Origin of the sequence: Pseudomonas sp. Choline-02u-1 (genome assembly GCF_002836515.1) — a bacterium.
Taxonomy (GTDB): domain Bacteria; phylum Pseudomonadota; class Gammaproteobacteria; order Pseudomonadales; family Pseudomonadaceae; genus Aquipseudomonas.
Genome location: NZ_PJBC01000010.1, coordinates 92,977 through 108,142, shown reverse-complemented (window position 1 = coordinate 108,142; position 15,166 = coordinate 92,977). Strand labels below are relative to the sequence as shown.

15 protein-coding genes are annotated in these 15,166 nt (G+C 52.7%); 7 read left to right on the top strand and 8 right to left on the bottom strand.

Annotation, left to right across the window (positions count from 1 at the left end; translation table 11 throughout):
* Positions 1 to 48: 48 nt before the first annotated feature.
* From CXF97_RS08620 to CXF97_RS08585, 8 genes are all read right to left on the bottom strand, one after another.
* Positions 49 to 1,545, bottom strand: a complete 1,497-nt coding sequence (locus CXF97_RS08620; RefSeq protein WP_101157928.1) for a phage tail sheath subtilisin-like domain-containing protein — start codon at positions 1,543 to 1,545, stop codon at positions 49 to 51.
* On the bottom strand, positions 1,545 to 1,727 hold the full coding sequence (locus CXF97_RS08615; RefSeq protein ID WP_101157926.1) for a DUF2635 domain-containing protein: 183 nt from the start codon (positions 1,725 to 1,727) through the stop codon (positions 1,545 to 1,547). Before CXF97_RS08615 ends, CXF97_RS08620 begins: the two co-directional genes overlap by 1 nt.
* The gene (locus tag CXF97_RS08610) at positions 1,724 to 2,308 is read right to left on the bottom strand and encodes a hypothetical protein (RefSeq protein WP_101157925.1); all 585 of its coding nucleotides are present in this window, start codon (positions 2,306 to 2,308) and stop codon (positions 1,724 to 1,726) included. The genes CXF97_RS08615 and CXF97_RS08610 overlap by 4 nt, the downstream gene beginning before the upstream one ends.
* Positions 2,309 to 2,513: 205 nt before the next feature.
* Positions 2,514 to 3,359, bottom strand: a complete 846-nt coding sequence (locus CXF97_RS08605; RefSeq protein ID WP_101157923.1) for a putidacin L1 family lectin-like bacteriocin — start codon at positions 3,357 to 3,359, stop codon at positions 2,514 to 2,516.
* A gap of 25 nt (positions 3,360 to 3,384) precedes the next feature.
* Positions 3,385 to 3,555, bottom strand: a complete 171-nt coding sequence (locus CXF97_RS08600; RefSeq protein WP_101157921.1) for a Com family DNA-binding transcriptional regulator — start codon at positions 3,553 to 3,555, stop codon at positions 3,385 to 3,387.
* Positions 3,556 to 3,592: 37 nt separating this feature from the next.
* Complete coding sequence (locus CXF97_RS08595; protein WP_071174554.1) at positions 3,593 to 3,937, bottom strand: phage holin family protein; 345 nt, start codon at positions 3,935 to 3,937, stop codon at positions 3,593 to 3,595.
* A gap of 526 nt (positions 3,938 to 4,463) precedes the next feature.
* A complete protein-coding gene (locus CXF97_RS08590) occupies positions 4,464 to 5,207 on the bottom strand; it encodes an XRE family transcriptional regulator (protein WP_101157919.1) in 744 nt (247 codons plus the stop codon).
* Between the two features lie 260 nt (positions 5,208 to 5,467).
* Positions 5,468 to 7,465, bottom strand: a complete 1,998-nt coding sequence (locus CXF97_RS08585; RefSeq protein ID WP_101157917.1) for a tetratricopeptide repeat protein — start codon at positions 7,463 to 7,465, stop codon at positions 5,468 to 5,470.
* 462 nt (positions 7,466 to 7,927) lie between these two features.
* Between CXF97_RS08585 and CXF97_RS08580 the strand changes: the two genes are divergently transcribed.
* Genes CXF97_RS08580 through CXF97_RS08550 form a run of 7 tightly spaced genes read left to right on the top strand, consistent with a single transcriptional unit; the run spans position 7,928 to position 15,105 of the window.
* Positions 7,928 to 9,601, top strand: coding sequence for a sugar phosphate nucleotidyltransferase (locus CXF97_RS08580; RefSeq protein ID WP_101157915.1), 1,674 nt, complete (start codon positions 7,928 to 7,930; stop codon positions 9,599 to 9,601).
* Positions 9,484 to 10,002: a GtrA family protein gene (locus CXF97_RS08575; RefSeq protein WP_101157914.1), complete on the top strand. Its 519-nt coding sequence runs from the start codon at positions 9,484 to 9,486 to the stop codon at positions 10,000 to 10,002. Before CXF97_RS08580 ends, CXF97_RS08575 begins: the two co-directional genes overlap by 118 nt.
* Entirely contained in the window at positions 9,999 to 10,697 is a 699-nt protein-coding gene (locus CXF97_RS08570; protein WP_101157912.1) for a glycosyltransferase family 2 protein, read from the top strand. Before CXF97_RS08575 ends, CXF97_RS08570 begins: the two co-directional genes overlap by 4 nt.
* Positions 10,694 to 11,299: a phosphatidylinositol-specific phospholipase C/glycerophosphodiester phosphodiesterase family protein gene (locus CXF97_RS08565; RefSeq protein ID WP_101157910.1), complete on the top strand. Its 606-nt coding sequence runs from the start codon at positions 10,694 to 10,696 to the stop codon at positions 11,297 to 11,299. Before CXF97_RS08570 ends, CXF97_RS08565 begins: the two co-directional genes overlap by 4 nt.
* Positions 11,272 to 13,350, top strand: a complete 2,079-nt coding sequence (locus CXF97_RS08560) for a hypothetical protein (protein WP_218239544.1) — start codon at positions 11,272 to 11,274, stop codon at positions 13,348 to 13,350. The genes CXF97_RS08565 and CXF97_RS08560 overlap by 28 nt, the downstream gene beginning before the upstream one ends.
* The gene (locus tag CXF97_RS08555) at positions 13,350 to 14,108 is read left to right on the top strand and encodes an HAD family hydrolase (protein WP_218239543.1); all 759 of its coding nucleotides are present in this window, start codon (positions 13,350 to 13,352) and stop codon (positions 14,106 to 14,108) included. Before CXF97_RS08560 ends, CXF97_RS08555 begins: the two co-directional genes overlap by 1 nt.
* Positions 14,095 to 15,105 carry a class II aldolase/adducin family protein gene (locus CXF97_RS08550; protein ID WP_101157907.1) on the top strand — a complete coding sequence of 337 codons (1,011 nt, stop codon included), beginning with the start codon at positions 14,095 to 14,097 and terminating at the stop codon, positions 15,103 to 15,105. The genes CXF97_RS08555 and CXF97_RS08550 overlap by 14 nt, the downstream gene beginning before the upstream one ends.
* Positions 15,106 to 15,166: the final 61 nt, after the last annotated feature.

Below are 15,166 nucleotides of genomic sequence, written 5' to 3'. Positions count from 1 at the left end.
AAAAAGCCCACACGCGGTGGGCTGAATGCTTGACGGTAAACGCGGATATCAAGCCGCGTCGTCGTACTGCAGACGGAACTGGTTGAGCAGTGCGAACACACGCAGACCGTTGATGTAATCCGGCGGGAACAGCACGTTCACGCGGCTCGGGTCTTGCACGTCGCGCTCGACGATCAGGTGCTCGGCGAACAGCTCGGCGTTCTCCACGTGGCCTTCGAGTTCGAGCTTGGCATACTGGGCAATCAGCTCACCGCGAATGGTCGCCGGTGTAACGATCGGCTGGCCGGCGCCGAAACGGGTGCCGTCGGAGGCCAGTTTGTGCCGTCCGTATTTGCTGGTGATCACGCTTTGCAGACGGCGCACGATGAATGCCGACTGGTGCATGGTTTCGCTGTCCAGATAAGAGTTGTCGGCCTGGCCGTAAGCGTTCTTCTGGTAGGTGGTGATCGAACGCTGAATGCGCACGTAACCGCCCTCGTAGTAGGCGGTGGCGATCCCGTAGTTGAGCAGCGACTGACGCTCGGTCAGGGTAAAGCGTTCGCTCGCCGGTGCAGGGTCGACACCCGGCAGGCTGCCACTTTGCGTCGGACGGCTGGCATCGGCGGAGATGAACACAGCCGTGCGCGCAGCCAGCGCGGCGGCCTGCACCCAGAACGGTTGCGGTACGCCCGGCTCCAGCGCCTGAATGGTCATGTGCTGATCGTTGCGCGCCTGGCCTGCGGCGACCAGGGTGCCGACAGTGCCGCGTTTGGCGCTGTAGACGTGACCGAACAATTGCTTGGCCCACGACCAGCGCCCGTTGCTGTCATCCATGACCGCTTGCCAGGTGTTGAGGGTGGCCAGATCGGACCACGGCAAGGCGATGAATTCGAATGGCTCATCGCCTAGCGCCGCAACGGCAGCGATCTGATCAGGCACGCCAGCGCCGCCGATCATCGCGCTGATCGCAGTGGTCAGGCCAGCCGGGGTTTCTTCACCGTTGCTCTTGCCCAAACGATTGAATTGCAGGCTGATATCGTTGCCGCTGTCGCCGGTCCATTTGGCGTTCAAGGTGACAATACCTTCGGCAGCCGCCGCGCTGACAGGCAAATCGGCGCTGGCGTTGATTTTCTGCGCCAGTGCGGTGGCAGCTTGTGCTGCGGTTGCGCCGTTGACCACGGTGGCCTGCACCCGCACACCGCCAATATAAAGGTTGAGCATGCCCGCCTGTGTCGCGGTGCCGGTCAGAGTCAGCACGCCCTTGGCAATGGCGCCTTCGGTGTTGTGCAATGGCAGGCACCAGATCTCGCCGATCGGGTCAGCCTTGCGGAAGGTCTCGTACATCGAAGCGAGCATCGAACCCTGGCCACCGATGTTCTTCGCCAGCGCCACGCTGGAAACCAGCACCAGTTTACCGACTTCAGTCGGGGCGATATTGTCGTTGACCTGAGCGACGATCAAACGGCGCATGGCCGAGGTCGCGCTATTGGCAGCCGAGTTGTCCATTTCGGCATAAAACAGCGGCACACGAATGTCCGCCGGGATGTTGCTGAATCCGATTGCCATTATTTGGCTCCCTGTGGTTTAGCCGCTTTTGCGGCCTTGAGTGTGATGTCGCCATCGGCCAGACGCCGGCGCCACCAGGCGCTGTCCGGCACGTCACGGCCTGCAGCCGGCAGCAGGTCGCCCGACTCCGGGTCAGGTACAACACGGCCGGCGGCCGGCACTACGGTGATGCGGTTGCTCATGGGGTTACGTCTCCAGAGAAAGTCATTTCCACCCGTCCATCCGGACCCGGGTGTTGCAGGTTGGGGTCGGCCGGATCGATCGCATCGACCCGCACCGTCATCCCGGTAAAGGACGACAAAGCATCCAGTTCGCGCTCGTGCCAACTCTCCGCAGGCTGCCCTGGCAAATTGCGGCCGAGCTGGAATTGGGCGTAGAACCGCAGCCGATAGAGCACGCGGCTGCTGCTGATCGACACCAGTTCACCGCCGTCATAAACGATGGCGCTGTAGTTGGAATCGGGCTTGAACCCCACCAGCGCACGCCACAGTTCAGCGCGCAGGTCGTGCAACAGATCCAGCGCTTTTGTCGCGTCGGCTGCGTCAAGCACGAGGACGATTTCGAAACGGTCGCGGATCGGTTGGGTGGTGAGGTTTTGGCCGCTGCCAGGACTGGCCAGATCGGCCAGCGGCAATACGTGAGCCGAGGGCGTCGGTAGATCGGAGTTGCCTTGCAGCAACGCCAGATCGACACCCACCGAAACATGATTGGCAAGCCCAGGGCATTGCCCACGCAACTGCGTGAGGATCGGGGTGATCTTCATGGGGGGTGTTCCAGAGTTGGAGGGTATTGACGAAAACTCCGCACCCACTTTGGGTTTTGTGCGGGGTTCAGGCGTTTGGGGCGCGGCGCGTCGAGTTGGTCAGGCAGCGATCGCTGTTTTCAAAAAATAAATGCCGCTTGGCAGTGGGCAACTCAATATCAAACAAAACAGCCCCGAAGTGACTCGGGGCTGACATCAGAAATACTTAAAACGACCAGATTGGACGCTCGATAAACGGCGTCCATGGTCCGTTATCCCACTGGTAAACCCGCTTCGGCAAAATGGTGGGGGTAAAACCGAATCGGGCCCACACCGGTTTCTCGCTGACAATCGAAAAACTGCCGTTAGCCTGTACCTTGGCCATGGCGCCCGGTTTGCCAGCAGTGCCGGTAAACCACAGTGGCGTATTGTTCGCGTCATAAATAACGAAGTTGCCGTCCTCCTGCATAACTGCACGGGTGGCACCTTTGTTCTGAGTCCAGCTCGCCCACAGGACACCAAGCGGGCCATTCGAAACCACCAGGTTGCCGTCGGACTGGAAGACTAGAGTCGTTCCCCCCACGACATACCGTCGGTCAACTTCGAGCGTGGTACCGGCGGGAATATAGACAGATTCCACCACCGGACTGATCGGGATGGCAGAGTTGCTCGCCCACACCGGAACGGAGTCAACTACGACGAGGTTGCCGTCATTCTGCAACTGCAGATAGGTGCGAACATAAGCGCCCCAAATGTCATTGTTCAGTGGCGTACTGTTGGCAGTGCCCCACATCCGTCCGTGAGTCGGATCGTTGAGAAACGCGTAATACATCAGATAGAAATAAATCTTTGATTTATCAATCTGCTTACCCCCGGAGGTATACGGTTGACCGGCCGTAGCTACCCAGACAGGAGTGGCACCATCGTAGATCACCAGGTTGCCATCGGCCTGAACATCCAGCTTGAAGCGCTTGTCCGGCGATTGAAGATATTGTCCGGCGGACATCTCATGCAGCGGTAGCAAAACCGAACTGCCATTTTCAGTAAACGGATAACGAGGTAGCGATGCCATAGAACTTCACCTATTGCTTGATAAGTTATTGTTTGCAGTCTGAAGCTGTCAGTTCGCTCACAGGCGGGGTGCCAGGACGTTCAGCCTTGGCATAGTTCAATGTCCTGCATCGAGGACATTTGATTTGTACTTGGAATACTGCGTTTACTCGGGCGAGCAAACGGTTGCATTGGCCGCAGCGAAATTCGCTCAACATGCAATGACCTCCCTTTCAGATGTGTCGTAATTGCGTATTACTCCTTGTTGGTATTGCCTGACGGTACTTCGCAGACGCCAATGCGCTTGGCCGCCCAGCGTTCGTAAAGGCCAATGGCGACATCAGCGCCGGCCATCGCCGTCAGACAGCCAAAGGCTCCAGCCGCCCAGATCGACATGCCGGCCGCATACAGCAGCATGATCGCCGACACTCCGCAGATCATGCAGGCGCCTGAGCGCAGGGCCAGACGCCGTACCAGTGACCAGCCGCGGGCGCCTTCCTTGTCGGCGCGCCACATTTCGCCAGACACCCCGCCGACGACGGCCAGGAGGATGACCAGCCAGATCGGCATGTCCGCCAACGCTTGTTGCTCGTTTGTCATGTCACGCCTCCGTGGGTGATTGATGAGTGATGGGGTGGATTCAAACGGTTTCGCTTGAGGCAGGCATTCCAAAAAGCCCGGCGCTCGCACGCCGGGCCTTTGAGTAATGCGCTCCTTCGCCTTCCTTCAAATCCTGTGTTCGAGAAGGAAGCTGACTTTTCGGCGCTGCTGGCGCGGTACGAGTCCATTCAGATTGTTTTTCCGACCGCGGTCCCTGCCCGCCGGATAACTGGTTCTGGTGCTTTACGCTGCACACCCGGGTCAGTTGCCAACCCTCTGAACCGTTGAGGCCGGTTCATCGCTGCCTGTTCTTGTGGAACCAAAGAGCTTGTCTTGCCAGCCGCTTTGTCGAGCGGCTTGGTGGCAAGAATATGCATGGATGCATACACAGTCAATGCATAAGTGCATTTATTTATGCATTAAATTTGCGTACGTGCATGAGAGCCAAGCGGGGCAAGGGTTGGGGAGGTTTCTATAGACGAAAAAAAACCTGCCGAGCGGCAGGTTTCTGTTGGATCGAAAGGGGTCAGCGTGCGTACATTCCCCACCAGAAGACATGACCGAGAATGACGATCTGCTCTTCCTGAATTTCCTGGAAGCTGTAGTCCTCATCCGGATGCTCGTCGCGATTGAAGCTGCGCAGACGAATGCCGGTGGGCAGGCGATAGAGTTGCTTCACGCGCAACTGGCCGTTGTGATTGATCGCATAAAGGTCGCCATCAATGATGTCGCCAATCCCGCATTTGCCGGCGTTTACGCCGACAGTGGCGCCATCACGCAGAACCGGCAACATGCTGTTGCCACGGACTGTCACGCATTTGGCCTGGTCGAATTGCACACCGTTGTGACGCAGGCTGCGCTTGCCGAAACGCAGGCTAGAGCGCTCGCTCTCCTCGATGACGAATCTTCCTGATCCAGCAGCCAATTCAACCTCACGTAGAAAGGGCACCGACACCTCGTCATCATCGACTGGCGTGTCGTCATCCCACAGGCTTATGTCCTTGAGTTCGGCATGCACATCTGCGCGCGTGCCGACGGCCGCTGGCGCGACATCCGCACGCCCGCGCAACTGATCGGTGCTGACGTTGAAATACTCGGCGATCTTCGAGATGTGCTTATCCGAAGGATCGACAATTTTCCCGCTGAGAATCCGCGAGAGCGTGGATTGAGGCACGCCGGTGCGACGGTGGAGCTCCGTGGGGGAGATCCCGTGCTGATCGAGCAGTGCTCTTAAGACGGAGGATACGTTGCGTTTTTGCATAACGCGCATAGTGCTTGAAGTTTTTTGCAAAGACAAATGCTGATTTGCATATTTCATATAAACTGCATTCTCATACCGACTGCAGCTCGCTTCAGGCATCGAAGCATCGGATACGATAAAACCACCACAAACCCTGGTCAGCGCTATCAGGGAATGTACGGTATGCAAAGTAATCTCTGCATACCGAACGCCCCTTTGAAACCACAAACACCTTCATTCGTGCATTTGCTATCGCTGGGCACGCAAGAAGTTCATTGCCCCCAACACGGCTATTTTGCCCTCGGTTTCAGGCGTTCAAGAGCGTTTACCGCATCTTGACTGCCGTTTAGCGCAGCCTTCTGATACCAGACGCTGGCTTCGACCTTGTTTTCAACAACCCCGATCCCGGTATCATAGGCCCGCGCCAGCCAATACTGAGCTTCAGCGTTATCGGTAGCAGCTGCTTTCATATACCAGTTCACTCCTTCGCCAGGATTCTTGGCGACACCTTGCCCTTCACTGTACATTCGCCCCAGAACAAGTTGAGCCGAAACATCACCATCGACGGCCCGCCTCAATATATTTCCGATACTTTCAGGCATGTACTTGGTGCCCATCAGAACAATCGAGGGCTGAGATTGATTGCTACTCTGGTATGCGACATCGACAGGTTGCTCAAAGACAATCCGAATTCGCTTGAAGGATTCAATATATTGACCCGATAACTGGGTAAACAAAAGCAGCCCCCCAGTACTTGGAAGAACCCGGCGAGCGTGCAGCTCATGCACTTGCCCCTGCATATCCTCCACCAGTGCTCGGCCACGTATGTCACTATCGGAATCGGAGGCAGGCTTAATAAACAAAGCGATCGACACCAGGTTTCGGCTCTGAACAGACGCAGATATCGGCACCTCCAAGAGGTAACCCTCATCGCTCTTTTTAATTTGTTTTAATACGTAATTTTGCTCTGCCAAAGGCGTTAACCGCTCACAGTTTCTCCCGTACAGCCATGGAAAAGGATCAATAGGAACGCACAAGGGCGTGACACCTTGGTCAATAGCTCCCGAAAACTCCTTCCAATAGGAGTTTCCAAGACCCGGAGCAACCCACTGACGACTGATCTTGGTACCATAGGAAGCCCAGCCAGTGCCAATAAACCAAAGAGAGAAAATCACCAGGGCGGCCAGGCGCCCGAAGCGAAACCTGGCAGCAGCCGACGCCAAAATGGCTGCACAGGCAGCGACAACAAATACAAACCCAATGTAAGCAGTCAGTATATATCTGGAAATTCTGAAATCTGTCACTACTGGCTGAAAGGAATCGGTCCAGACGAGACTAAACGCCAAACAATTTAAAAGCGCCGTGAACGCTACCAAGCCGACCCCAACCAACAATAGAGGACGGGCATTAATTACCTTTGCAAATGCCAATCCGAGGATGGCCAACACCAGGGAACCGACCACTGCAAATGTGCCAAAACCAGCCTGAAAGTCAGGACCCAGTAAAAAACGTCCAAACAAGGTCACCGTATAAACGAGTGCCAGGTAGCCTTTGTAGAACAAAGAACTATCACTGTGTTGCAGCGGCGTCCACCCGGTATTCGCACTTACGACCATCCGTGCGACCTGCACCAGGCAAAACAGTACAGAAACGACAGCAATTGCCCTTATACGTCCCGGCCTCAAGAGTGCTGCGAAGACCAATACTGGGAGAATCGTCATTACCGCTGGTTTCGAGACGAATAGAAAGGGTACTAACCAGGCCCATAGCGGTAGGTCATTTTTTCGATCGCTCAATGCAAGAGCGATTACAGCGCCAATGAAGAAAACCGAAAAATAAGTAAAATTGATAAACGTACGGCTTTCAAAGTCAGCAACCATCAAGACAGCTATAACAACCAGCAATCGTAACCCGTCGCTTTCGATAACAGCTCGAAACCGCTCGATCAAAAAAGAGCAGATTAACAGAGAGATAAGTGCAACAGACATCCAGCTATAGTAATACGGCACGGAGACTGCCGGAATTGAAAACAACGCACCTATATAAGCGACAATACGTTGCGGTAAAGGTACGTACCCCGCGTCCACAGCGAAAAAATTCTGATAAAGCGATGGAGCGTTCGCATTATCAAAATAATTAGGCCCCATTTCCGCCCACATTGCACCACCCAACAACCAACCAGGTTGCAGGGCCAGTAAATAGACCACATGAAATAAAACTGCTGCCCAAAATAATATAGCGCCTCTCCCGAGGAAGTTATTTCTATTTGGGGATTCTACGGATTGCATAAAAAATTCCCTGGTTGAAAATCAGACAAAACTTCCGAAAAAATCAGAGCAGCCTATTCGCTGAGGACATCACCGTCCACCGCCCCCCTTTTCTGGGGCAGCAGATCAAGGCGCTCATCCCCCCTGCGATGCGCGGGATGATACCTGCCAACCCTGCTTGTGGCTAACACAAGTCGAAGCAATTTGCTGAAGCAGACCAGGAGTAATCGGGCTCTGGCTTTGCATTAATGGATGCCAAAATCTGATCTACGGCAAATGAATTGCTCCTGTCACCGGATTTCCACAACCACGAGTCGAAGCCGGACCTCAGTTCATCGCTAGCTCGTCCCGCGTCTGAAACGGGCAGATTTGGCCACTCACAGGCCTTCTAAAGCGCCGTTCCAAGACGTATAATCGCGACACTTCAAAGCGTGCTGCCCCCTAGTAGCTTTCGATATCAACCAAGTACATGGCGAGGACATCTTGCAAATAATCATTCCAATGTCAGGCTTTGGTGAACGGTTCCGCCGTGCCGGTTATACCGTTCCAAAACCGCTAATTGAAATAGACGGCAAGCCTATCATTGCACATGTTCTAGATATGTTCCCTGGTGAGCAGGACGTCATTTTTATTTGCAATCAGGATCATCTTGATAACTCCGACTACCGTATGGAGTCGCTCCTGAAGAATCTTTGCCCGACGGGTAAAATCATCGGCATACCTGCGCATAAACTCGGGCCTGTCTATGCTGTTCGCCAAATTGAGCACTTGATCAAACTCGACAGCCCGGTCGTGGTTAACTATTGTGACTTTACCTGTTACTGGGATTGGCCGCATTTTAAGAGCTTTGTAAAAACCACAGGCTGCGCCGGTGCAATACCTGCCTACAAAGGATTCCACCCCCACTCGCTGGGCAGCACTAATTATGCCTATATTCGAGAAACTTTAGGCGCTGTACAGGACATTCAGGAAAAACAGCCTTACACCAATAATCGAATGGATGAGTATGCTTCCAGTGGTACCTATTACTTCGACTCAGGCAGGACGATGATCGATGCGTTCCGGCAAACCATGGACCAGCAACTCAACGTCAATGGAGAATATTATGTCAGTCTGGCCTACAAGCCGTTACTGGCCGACAGCCGTTCTGTAATGGTTTATCCGCTCCAGCACTTCATGCAGTGGGGCACACCCGATGACGTCAGAGAGTATAACGGCTGGTCTACAGCATTCAGAAAGATGAACCAGCTGTCCGCCCCTCTCTCTGCCCCACCCGCCGGCGCGCTGATCATTCCAATGGCCGGTATGGGTCAACGTTTTGCCAACGAAGGTTATGCGCTGACTAAACCCCTGATACCTGTTTCAGGCAAAACCATGGTCAATCAGGCAACCGACGATTTGCCTAAAGCCAAACATCATGCATTCGTCATTCGCCAAGACATGCCGGGATATGCCGAAACCGCGGAGCAACTTGAAGGTCTGTATCCTGGCACGGTAATCAAGACAATTCCGAACGTTACACAGGGGCAGGCCTGCACAGCGTTACTCGGTCTTGATGCACTTGAGAGCGCCATTGGGCATATTGACGGTCCTATTACTTTCGGCGCCTGTGATAACGGTGCTCTTTATGATGAACAGGCGTTTCGAACCCTGATCGACAATCCTGAAGTGGACGTAATTGTCTGGGGCGTGAGAGGCCATGCAAATGCGATCCGTCAGCCACAAATGTACGGCTGGATCGACTCGGAGAATGGCCGCATTCTTCGTGTTTCGGTGAAGACACCACTGGCGTCTCCAGAAACAGACCCGATCATCCTCGGAACATTCACTTTCCGACGTGCAGAAGACTTCCGTTTGGCAATCTCTAATTTGATTCAGAGAGATGGTCGTATCAACGGCGAGTTTTATATTGACTCTGTTATCAATGACGCAATTGAAACAGGCCTGCGTTGCGAGCTGTTTGAGGTAGATAGCTTTCTATCGTGGGGCACCCCGAACGATCTGCGCACGTTTGAATATTGGCAATCCTGCTTTCACAAATGGCCAAGCCACCCTTATCGATTGCAGAACGACGCACGAATTCCACCGCAAGCCGTTGTAGAGCTGGAATCGCGTTACCAAGCGATACTACCCGAACTCCCTGGCTCAAACGTATGATCCTCCGCGAGCTTAAGGTTTTTTTAATCGTTGGAATCTTGACCGTTCTCATCGATTTCCTGACCTACCGCGCCATTATCTGGACCGCGCGACTGGATATCGACATGGCCAAAGCAGCTGGTTTTCTGGCAGGTACCTTATTCGCCTACGTTGCAAACAGGAGATGGACGTTTGATCAAAGGGAACATGCGCCCGGGAGCGCATGGCGCTTTATACCGCTTTACGCGATCACTTTGGGCGCCAACGTCTGGGTAAACTCGATGTGCCTGAGTCTGCTCCACTCCTTGCCCGGTTCAATCCAGATGTCGTTTCTGGTCGCCACGGCAATGTCCGCCGCGCTCAACTTTCTGGGAATGAAGCTCTATGTGTTCAAAGCGCACACTACTAAGGAGAGGTCATGAAGTTCTCGCTCGTCATTCCCTGCTATAACGAGTCGGCCAGTTTGCCGTTATTGCTTGAACGCTGCAAAGGCCTGGTTGCGCAAAAGGGCGTAGAGGTCATTTTGGTCGATAACGGATCGACCGATAGCACACCGCAAGTACTGGAAAGCCTGCTACCTGCTTACCCAGGTTGCAGAAGCGTGCGAGTCGACGTTAATCATGGATATGGCCACGGTATTCTCTGTGGTTTGCGTGCGGCCGAAGGCGACGTTCTCGGATGGACGCACGCAGATCTACAAACCGATCCAATGGACGCACTGCGTGGGCTAGCTATCTTTGATCAGTATGGACCGGAAATTTTCGTCAAGGGTCGTCGCTTTGGTCGCCCCTTAGCGGACGTCGCGTTCACGTTTGGCATGAGCGTCTTCGAAACCATTCTGCTGGGTAAACCCATGTGGGATATCAACGCTCAACCCACCATGTTTTCGAGAGACTTCTTTGCGCGTTGGGAGTCAGCTCCTGCAGATTTTGCACTGGATTTATATGCCTACCATCTGGCACAGGCCGAAGGACTGAAAATTCATCGATTTGCGGTTCGCTTTGGTGAGCGCCACCATGGTGTATCCCACTGGAACGTCAACTGGGCTGCTAAAAGAAAGTTTATCCGCAGAACTATCGATTTCAGCTTGCAACTTAAAAAGAGTCTAAGGAAATGAAGCTCATCTCGCATCGGCGTAACACTCGCCAAGAACTCAATGCCACTGATGGAAAATACGGTATTGAAGTCGACATCCGCAGCTTCGGAAATGAGCTGGTCATCCACCACGACCCCTATACAAAGGGTGAGTCGTTCGAGGAGTGGGTTAATGACTATCGTCACGGTACGCTGATTCTGAACGTGAAGGAAGAAGGACTGGAGGCGCGCCTGATTGCGCTGATGAAAGAAAAGGCAATTGAGGATTACTTCTTTCTGGATCAGTCATTTCCGTTCCTGATCAAGTGGTCCAAAGCGGGTGAACGCCGATGTGCTGTGCGTGTATCAGAGTTTGAGTCCATTGAAACAGCTTTGACACTTGCCGGAAAAATCGAATGGGTATGGGTCGACTGTTTTTCCCGCTTTCCGCTCAGTAATGAAGACGCCACGCGCTTGCAGAATGCTGGCTTTAAGCTGTGCCTGGTATCTCCAGAATTGCAAGGCCGGGATGCAGAGTCGGAAATCCCGTTACTGATAAACATGCTGAGTGAACGGAACATTGTTGCGGAAGCTGTCTGCACCAAAAGACCTGATTTGTGGGAAAAATTGGCGACGAAGGCATGAAATCAAAGCTATTTATCCACCCGCTCTTCCTGATCGGTCTGGCACTGCGCATTCTGCTCATACTGTGTATCGCTCCCGCGTCAATGACAAATTGGTATGTGCCCTTTCTGGATACCAGCGTTAGTACATTGACAATTGACCCGTGGGCTACGTGGCTTGAACAAGGTGGCGATATCGCTGCGTTTCCCTATGGTTACGTTATGTGGACAGCCTTCACGCCTTTGATAGCGCTATGCAAGCTCCTTTCAATACCGCTTTCTGTGGGTTATGGCCTGACTTTGTTTGGCACCGACCTGCTATTATTGATCGTTTTGCAAAAACTGATCCCAAATCGCGATCGCTTGCTGCTGGCAGTCTATTGGTTGTCGCCCATAGTGATAGTGGGCAGCTATGTACTGGGCTTTAACGACTTGATTCCAGTGCTTCTTCTTGCTGGCTCACTCTACTTTATCAAACGTGCCCGATTGGTTATCGCGGGACTGATATTTGTCTGTGCGGTATCTGCGAAACTCAGTATGGTACTGGCCCTGCCTTTTTTCCTCGTTTACTTGCAACACAACCGACCACTACGTCAGTTTTTACCGCGTTTTCTAATCGCCCTTGCGGTGGGTGCCTTTGTCACGATATTGCCATTCCTTCTGTTCAGTTCCGGTTTGAGCATGCTTTACAACAACCCGGAAATTCAAAAGGTCTACAAGCTAACTATCAGCATCAACGAAAATAACCTCCTGTACATCGTACCGCTTGCATACTTATTGATGATTTATGCAACATGGAGAATTAAACGGCCTAACTTTGAACTCTTTCACTCAACACTAGGCGTCGTTTTTTTACTTGTGGTGCTCATGACACCTGCGTCACCTGGCTGGTTTATCTGGGTCATTCCTTCTCTGGTAGCTTACCAGGCAGCCAGTGATCGGATTGCTATTGTGATTACCGGAGTTTTTTCGCTGCTCTACGTCGCAAGCTCGGCGCTGATCATCTCTGATCTCGGTGTAGCCGCTCAGCAAGCGACCTGGTTACCGCAAGTCGTCAGCCAGTGGTTGCTAAACGGCAAGTTGTCTTCTCTGATTCATACAGCCATGGTTGCGACGGGCATTATTCTGACCCTTCGTATATGGCGTGAATCTGTCAGTCGCAACGATTATTTCAGACTGAGTCGAAAGCCTTTCGTCATTGGTGTGGCTGGAGATTCCGGGGCAGGCAAAGATACCTTTTCAGACGCCATCAAAGGTCTGTTCGGGGGCCACTCGGTAGCGACGCTATCTGGCGACGACTACCATCTATGGGATCGTCAGAAACCAATGTGGCAAGTGATGACCCACTTGAACCCGATGGCCAACGACCTCGAAGGTTTCGCCAATGATCTGATATCACTGACGGACTCAAAACCCATCCACTCTCGTCACTATGACCACCATACGGGTCGCATGAGCCGTCCCTTCGTCATCAACAGCAATGACTTCATCATTGCAAGTGGTTTGCACGCTCTGTACTTACCGATCTTGCGCGAATGCTACAACTTGAGTGTTTACTTGGATATCGATGAGGATTTGAGGCGCCATTTCAAGCTTCAACGTGATGTACACCAGCGCGGACATACGGAAGAAAAGGTGCTCTCGTCTTTCGCTCGCAGAGAACCCGATTCCGCGCGTTTTATACGCCCTCAGGCGGCACATGCAGATCTCGTATTGTCCTTGCAACCGATACACCCGCGTATTCTCGATGGGGCAGACATAGAACGTCTTCTGCACTTCAAGATTGTGGCCCGTTCGTGCAATGGCTTGAACGAGATGTCCCTGGTCCGGGTGCTGGTCGGGGTTTGTGGGCTGCATGTCGATATGTCGACCAATGACGATGCGACTCAAGTAGAGCTGACTATCGAAGGCGAAACCTCTGCTCAGGATATTGAGATGGCAGCGAGGATGATCTGTCCAAGGATCTTCGAGTTTCTGGATCTGACGCCCCAATGGCAGGATGGCGTAATGGGGCTGATGCAATTGATCACCCTCTCTCACATCAATCAAGCACTCACGAAACGGTTTATATAGTGAAAATTTTTACACCTGAGCGGTTTGACCGGCTTCCCGACGCTATTTTGTTCGACACCGACAACACTCTTTATCCCTATGATCCTGCACATGCGGCTGCCCAGCAGGCGATTCGGGATAAAGTCGTCAACACTTTCTCTATCAAACCGGAAGTTTTCGACGCCGCTTTCAAGGAGGCTCGTCAACAGGTGAAGACCCGGCTCAAACACACGGCTTCATCTCATAGTCGCCTGTTGTACCTTCAACGTATGCTGGAAATCATGGGACTGGGCTCACAAGTCCTTCTGGCGCTCGATTTTGAACAGACGTATTGGCGTACCTTTCTCAGCAATGCGGTTCTATTCGACGAGGTCAAAGACCTTCTTGACGACCTGAGACTGATGGGAATACCCACTGCGATCGTCACAGATCTGACGGCCCAGATTCAGTTTCGCAAGGTAGTCTACTTCGGGCTTGATCATTATTTTGATTACATCGTGACCAGCGAAGAGGCAGGTTACGACAAGCCTCATCCGGCACCATTCGAGATTGCCCTGGAGAAAATGCGTCCAAAAGGCAATTGCATCTGGATGATTGGCGACAACCCAATCAACGACATCCGAGGTGGCCGCGAGCAGATCAACGCGGTCACATTGCAAAAGATTCATACCGGGACCCCAATGGGTACTGGCGAGAACTCTCCGGACGCCGCATTCACTGATTTCAAAGAGCTACGTCGCCTGATCTCAAAATTGAGGGACAAACATGAACATGCATGAGTCCGTGCGAAAATTCTGCGCAACGATCGGTGAGAATCCGCTACTGGTTCAAGGCGCTGGAGGAAACGTCTCTTGGAAAGAAGACGCTACTTTATGGATTAAAGCGTCGGGCACCTGGTTGGCTGAGGCGATGACAGACGAAATTTTCGTTCAGGTTGAGCTCAAGAACCTCACCCAAGAACTGCAAAACAAAAACTATAGCATCACGCCTCAAGTGATCGAGCCAGGTTCATTGAAGCCTTCGATTGAAACTTTGCTTCACGCACTAATGCCACACCCGGTAGTCGTTCACCTGCACGCAGTGGAAGTGCTTGCTCATTTAGTGCGTGAAACATTCGAGCTTTCAGCCTATCCAGATCTCGACACCACATTGAATGCAAGGGTAGTGAACTATTTAAAACCAGGGGTCGATCTCGCGAAAGGCGTTGCTGATCAACTTGAAAACTCGGATCAAACTCGTGTCATTTTTTTAAAGAGTCACGGCGTCATCCTCGGGGGCGAGAGCATAGAGGAAATAGATAACCTCTTGAACTATCTGACGAAATTCTTCAGGACTCAACCAGCACACTTTGCCCCCTTGGAGGTACCCTTGCCTATAAGCCTAGTGTGCGGCGCAACATACAATCCTGTGTCGGACATCAGACTTCATGAGCTTTCATTAAACCCGGAGCACATCACTCGTATCAAAGAGAGCTGGGCTCTCTATCCTGACCATGTGGTGTTCATGGGCGCCCAAGCCCATATATTTGAGAGCCGTGAGGACGCTGAACGCCAGCTATCGGCATACGAAGAGCTCCCCGACGTTATTTTCATTAAAGGCGCAGGAACCTTTACAAGTGAAAAAATAAGCAAGGCAAAGAGTGCTCAACTTACTTGCTATTACGACGTCATAAAAAGACAGCCCACTGATACAGTGCTCTCAACACTGAGAGAGTCCGAAATTGCCGAACTTCTCAATTGGGATGCCGAGAAGCTCAGAATTCAACTCTCAAAATAGTCATAATCGCGTAAGCGCTCGATGGACAGTCCTTTCGCATGCGCTTCTGCTCGAGCCTCAC

Coding starts and splice junctions, on each gene's coding strand:
- CXF97_RS08620 (WP_101157928.1), bottom strand. CDS start 1,545: ATGGCAATCGGATTCAGCAACATCCCGGCGGACATTCGTGTGCCGCTG.
- CXF97_RS08615 (WP_101157926.1), bottom strand. CDS start 1,727: ATGAGCAACCGCATCACCGTAGTGCCGGCCGCCGGCCGTGTTGTACCT.
- CXF97_RS08610 (WP_101157925.1), bottom strand. CDS start 2,308: ATGAAGATCACCCCGATCCTCACGCAGTTGCGTGGGCAATGCCCTGGG.
- CXF97_RS08605 (WP_101157923.1), bottom strand. CDS start 3,359: ATGGCATCGCTACCTCGTTATCCGTTTACTGAAAATGGCAGTTCGGTT.
- CXF97_RS08600 (WP_101157921.1), bottom strand. CDS start 3,555: ATGTTGAGCGAATTTCGCTGCGGCCAATGCAACCGTTTGCTCGCCCGA.
- CXF97_RS08595 (WP_071174554.1), bottom strand. CDS start 3,937: ATGACAAACGAGCAACAAGCGTTGGCGGACATGCCGATCTGGCTGGTC.
- CXF97_RS08590 (WP_101157919.1), bottom strand. CDS start 5,207: ATGCGCGTTATGCAAAAACGCAACGTATCCTCCGTCTTAAGAGCACTG.
- CXF97_RS08585 (WP_101157917.1), bottom strand. CDS start 7,465: ATGCAATCCGTAGAATCCCCAAATAGAAATAACTTCCTCGGGAGAGGC.
- CXF97_RS08575 (WP_101157914.1), top strand. CDS start 9,484: ATGGCCAAGCCACCCTTATCGATTGCAGAACGACGCACGAATTCCACC.
- CXF97_RS08570 (WP_101157912.1), top strand. CDS start 9,999: ATGAAGTTCTCGCTCGTCATTCCCTGCTATAACGAGTCGGCCAGTTTG.
- CXF97_RS08565 (WP_101157910.1), top strand. CDS start 10,694: ATGAAGCTCATCTCGCATCGGCGTAACACTCGCCAAGAACTCAATGCC.
- CXF97_RS08550 (WP_101157907.1), top strand. CDS start 14,095: ATGAACATGCATGAGTCCGTGCGAAAATTCTGCGCAACGATCGGTGAG.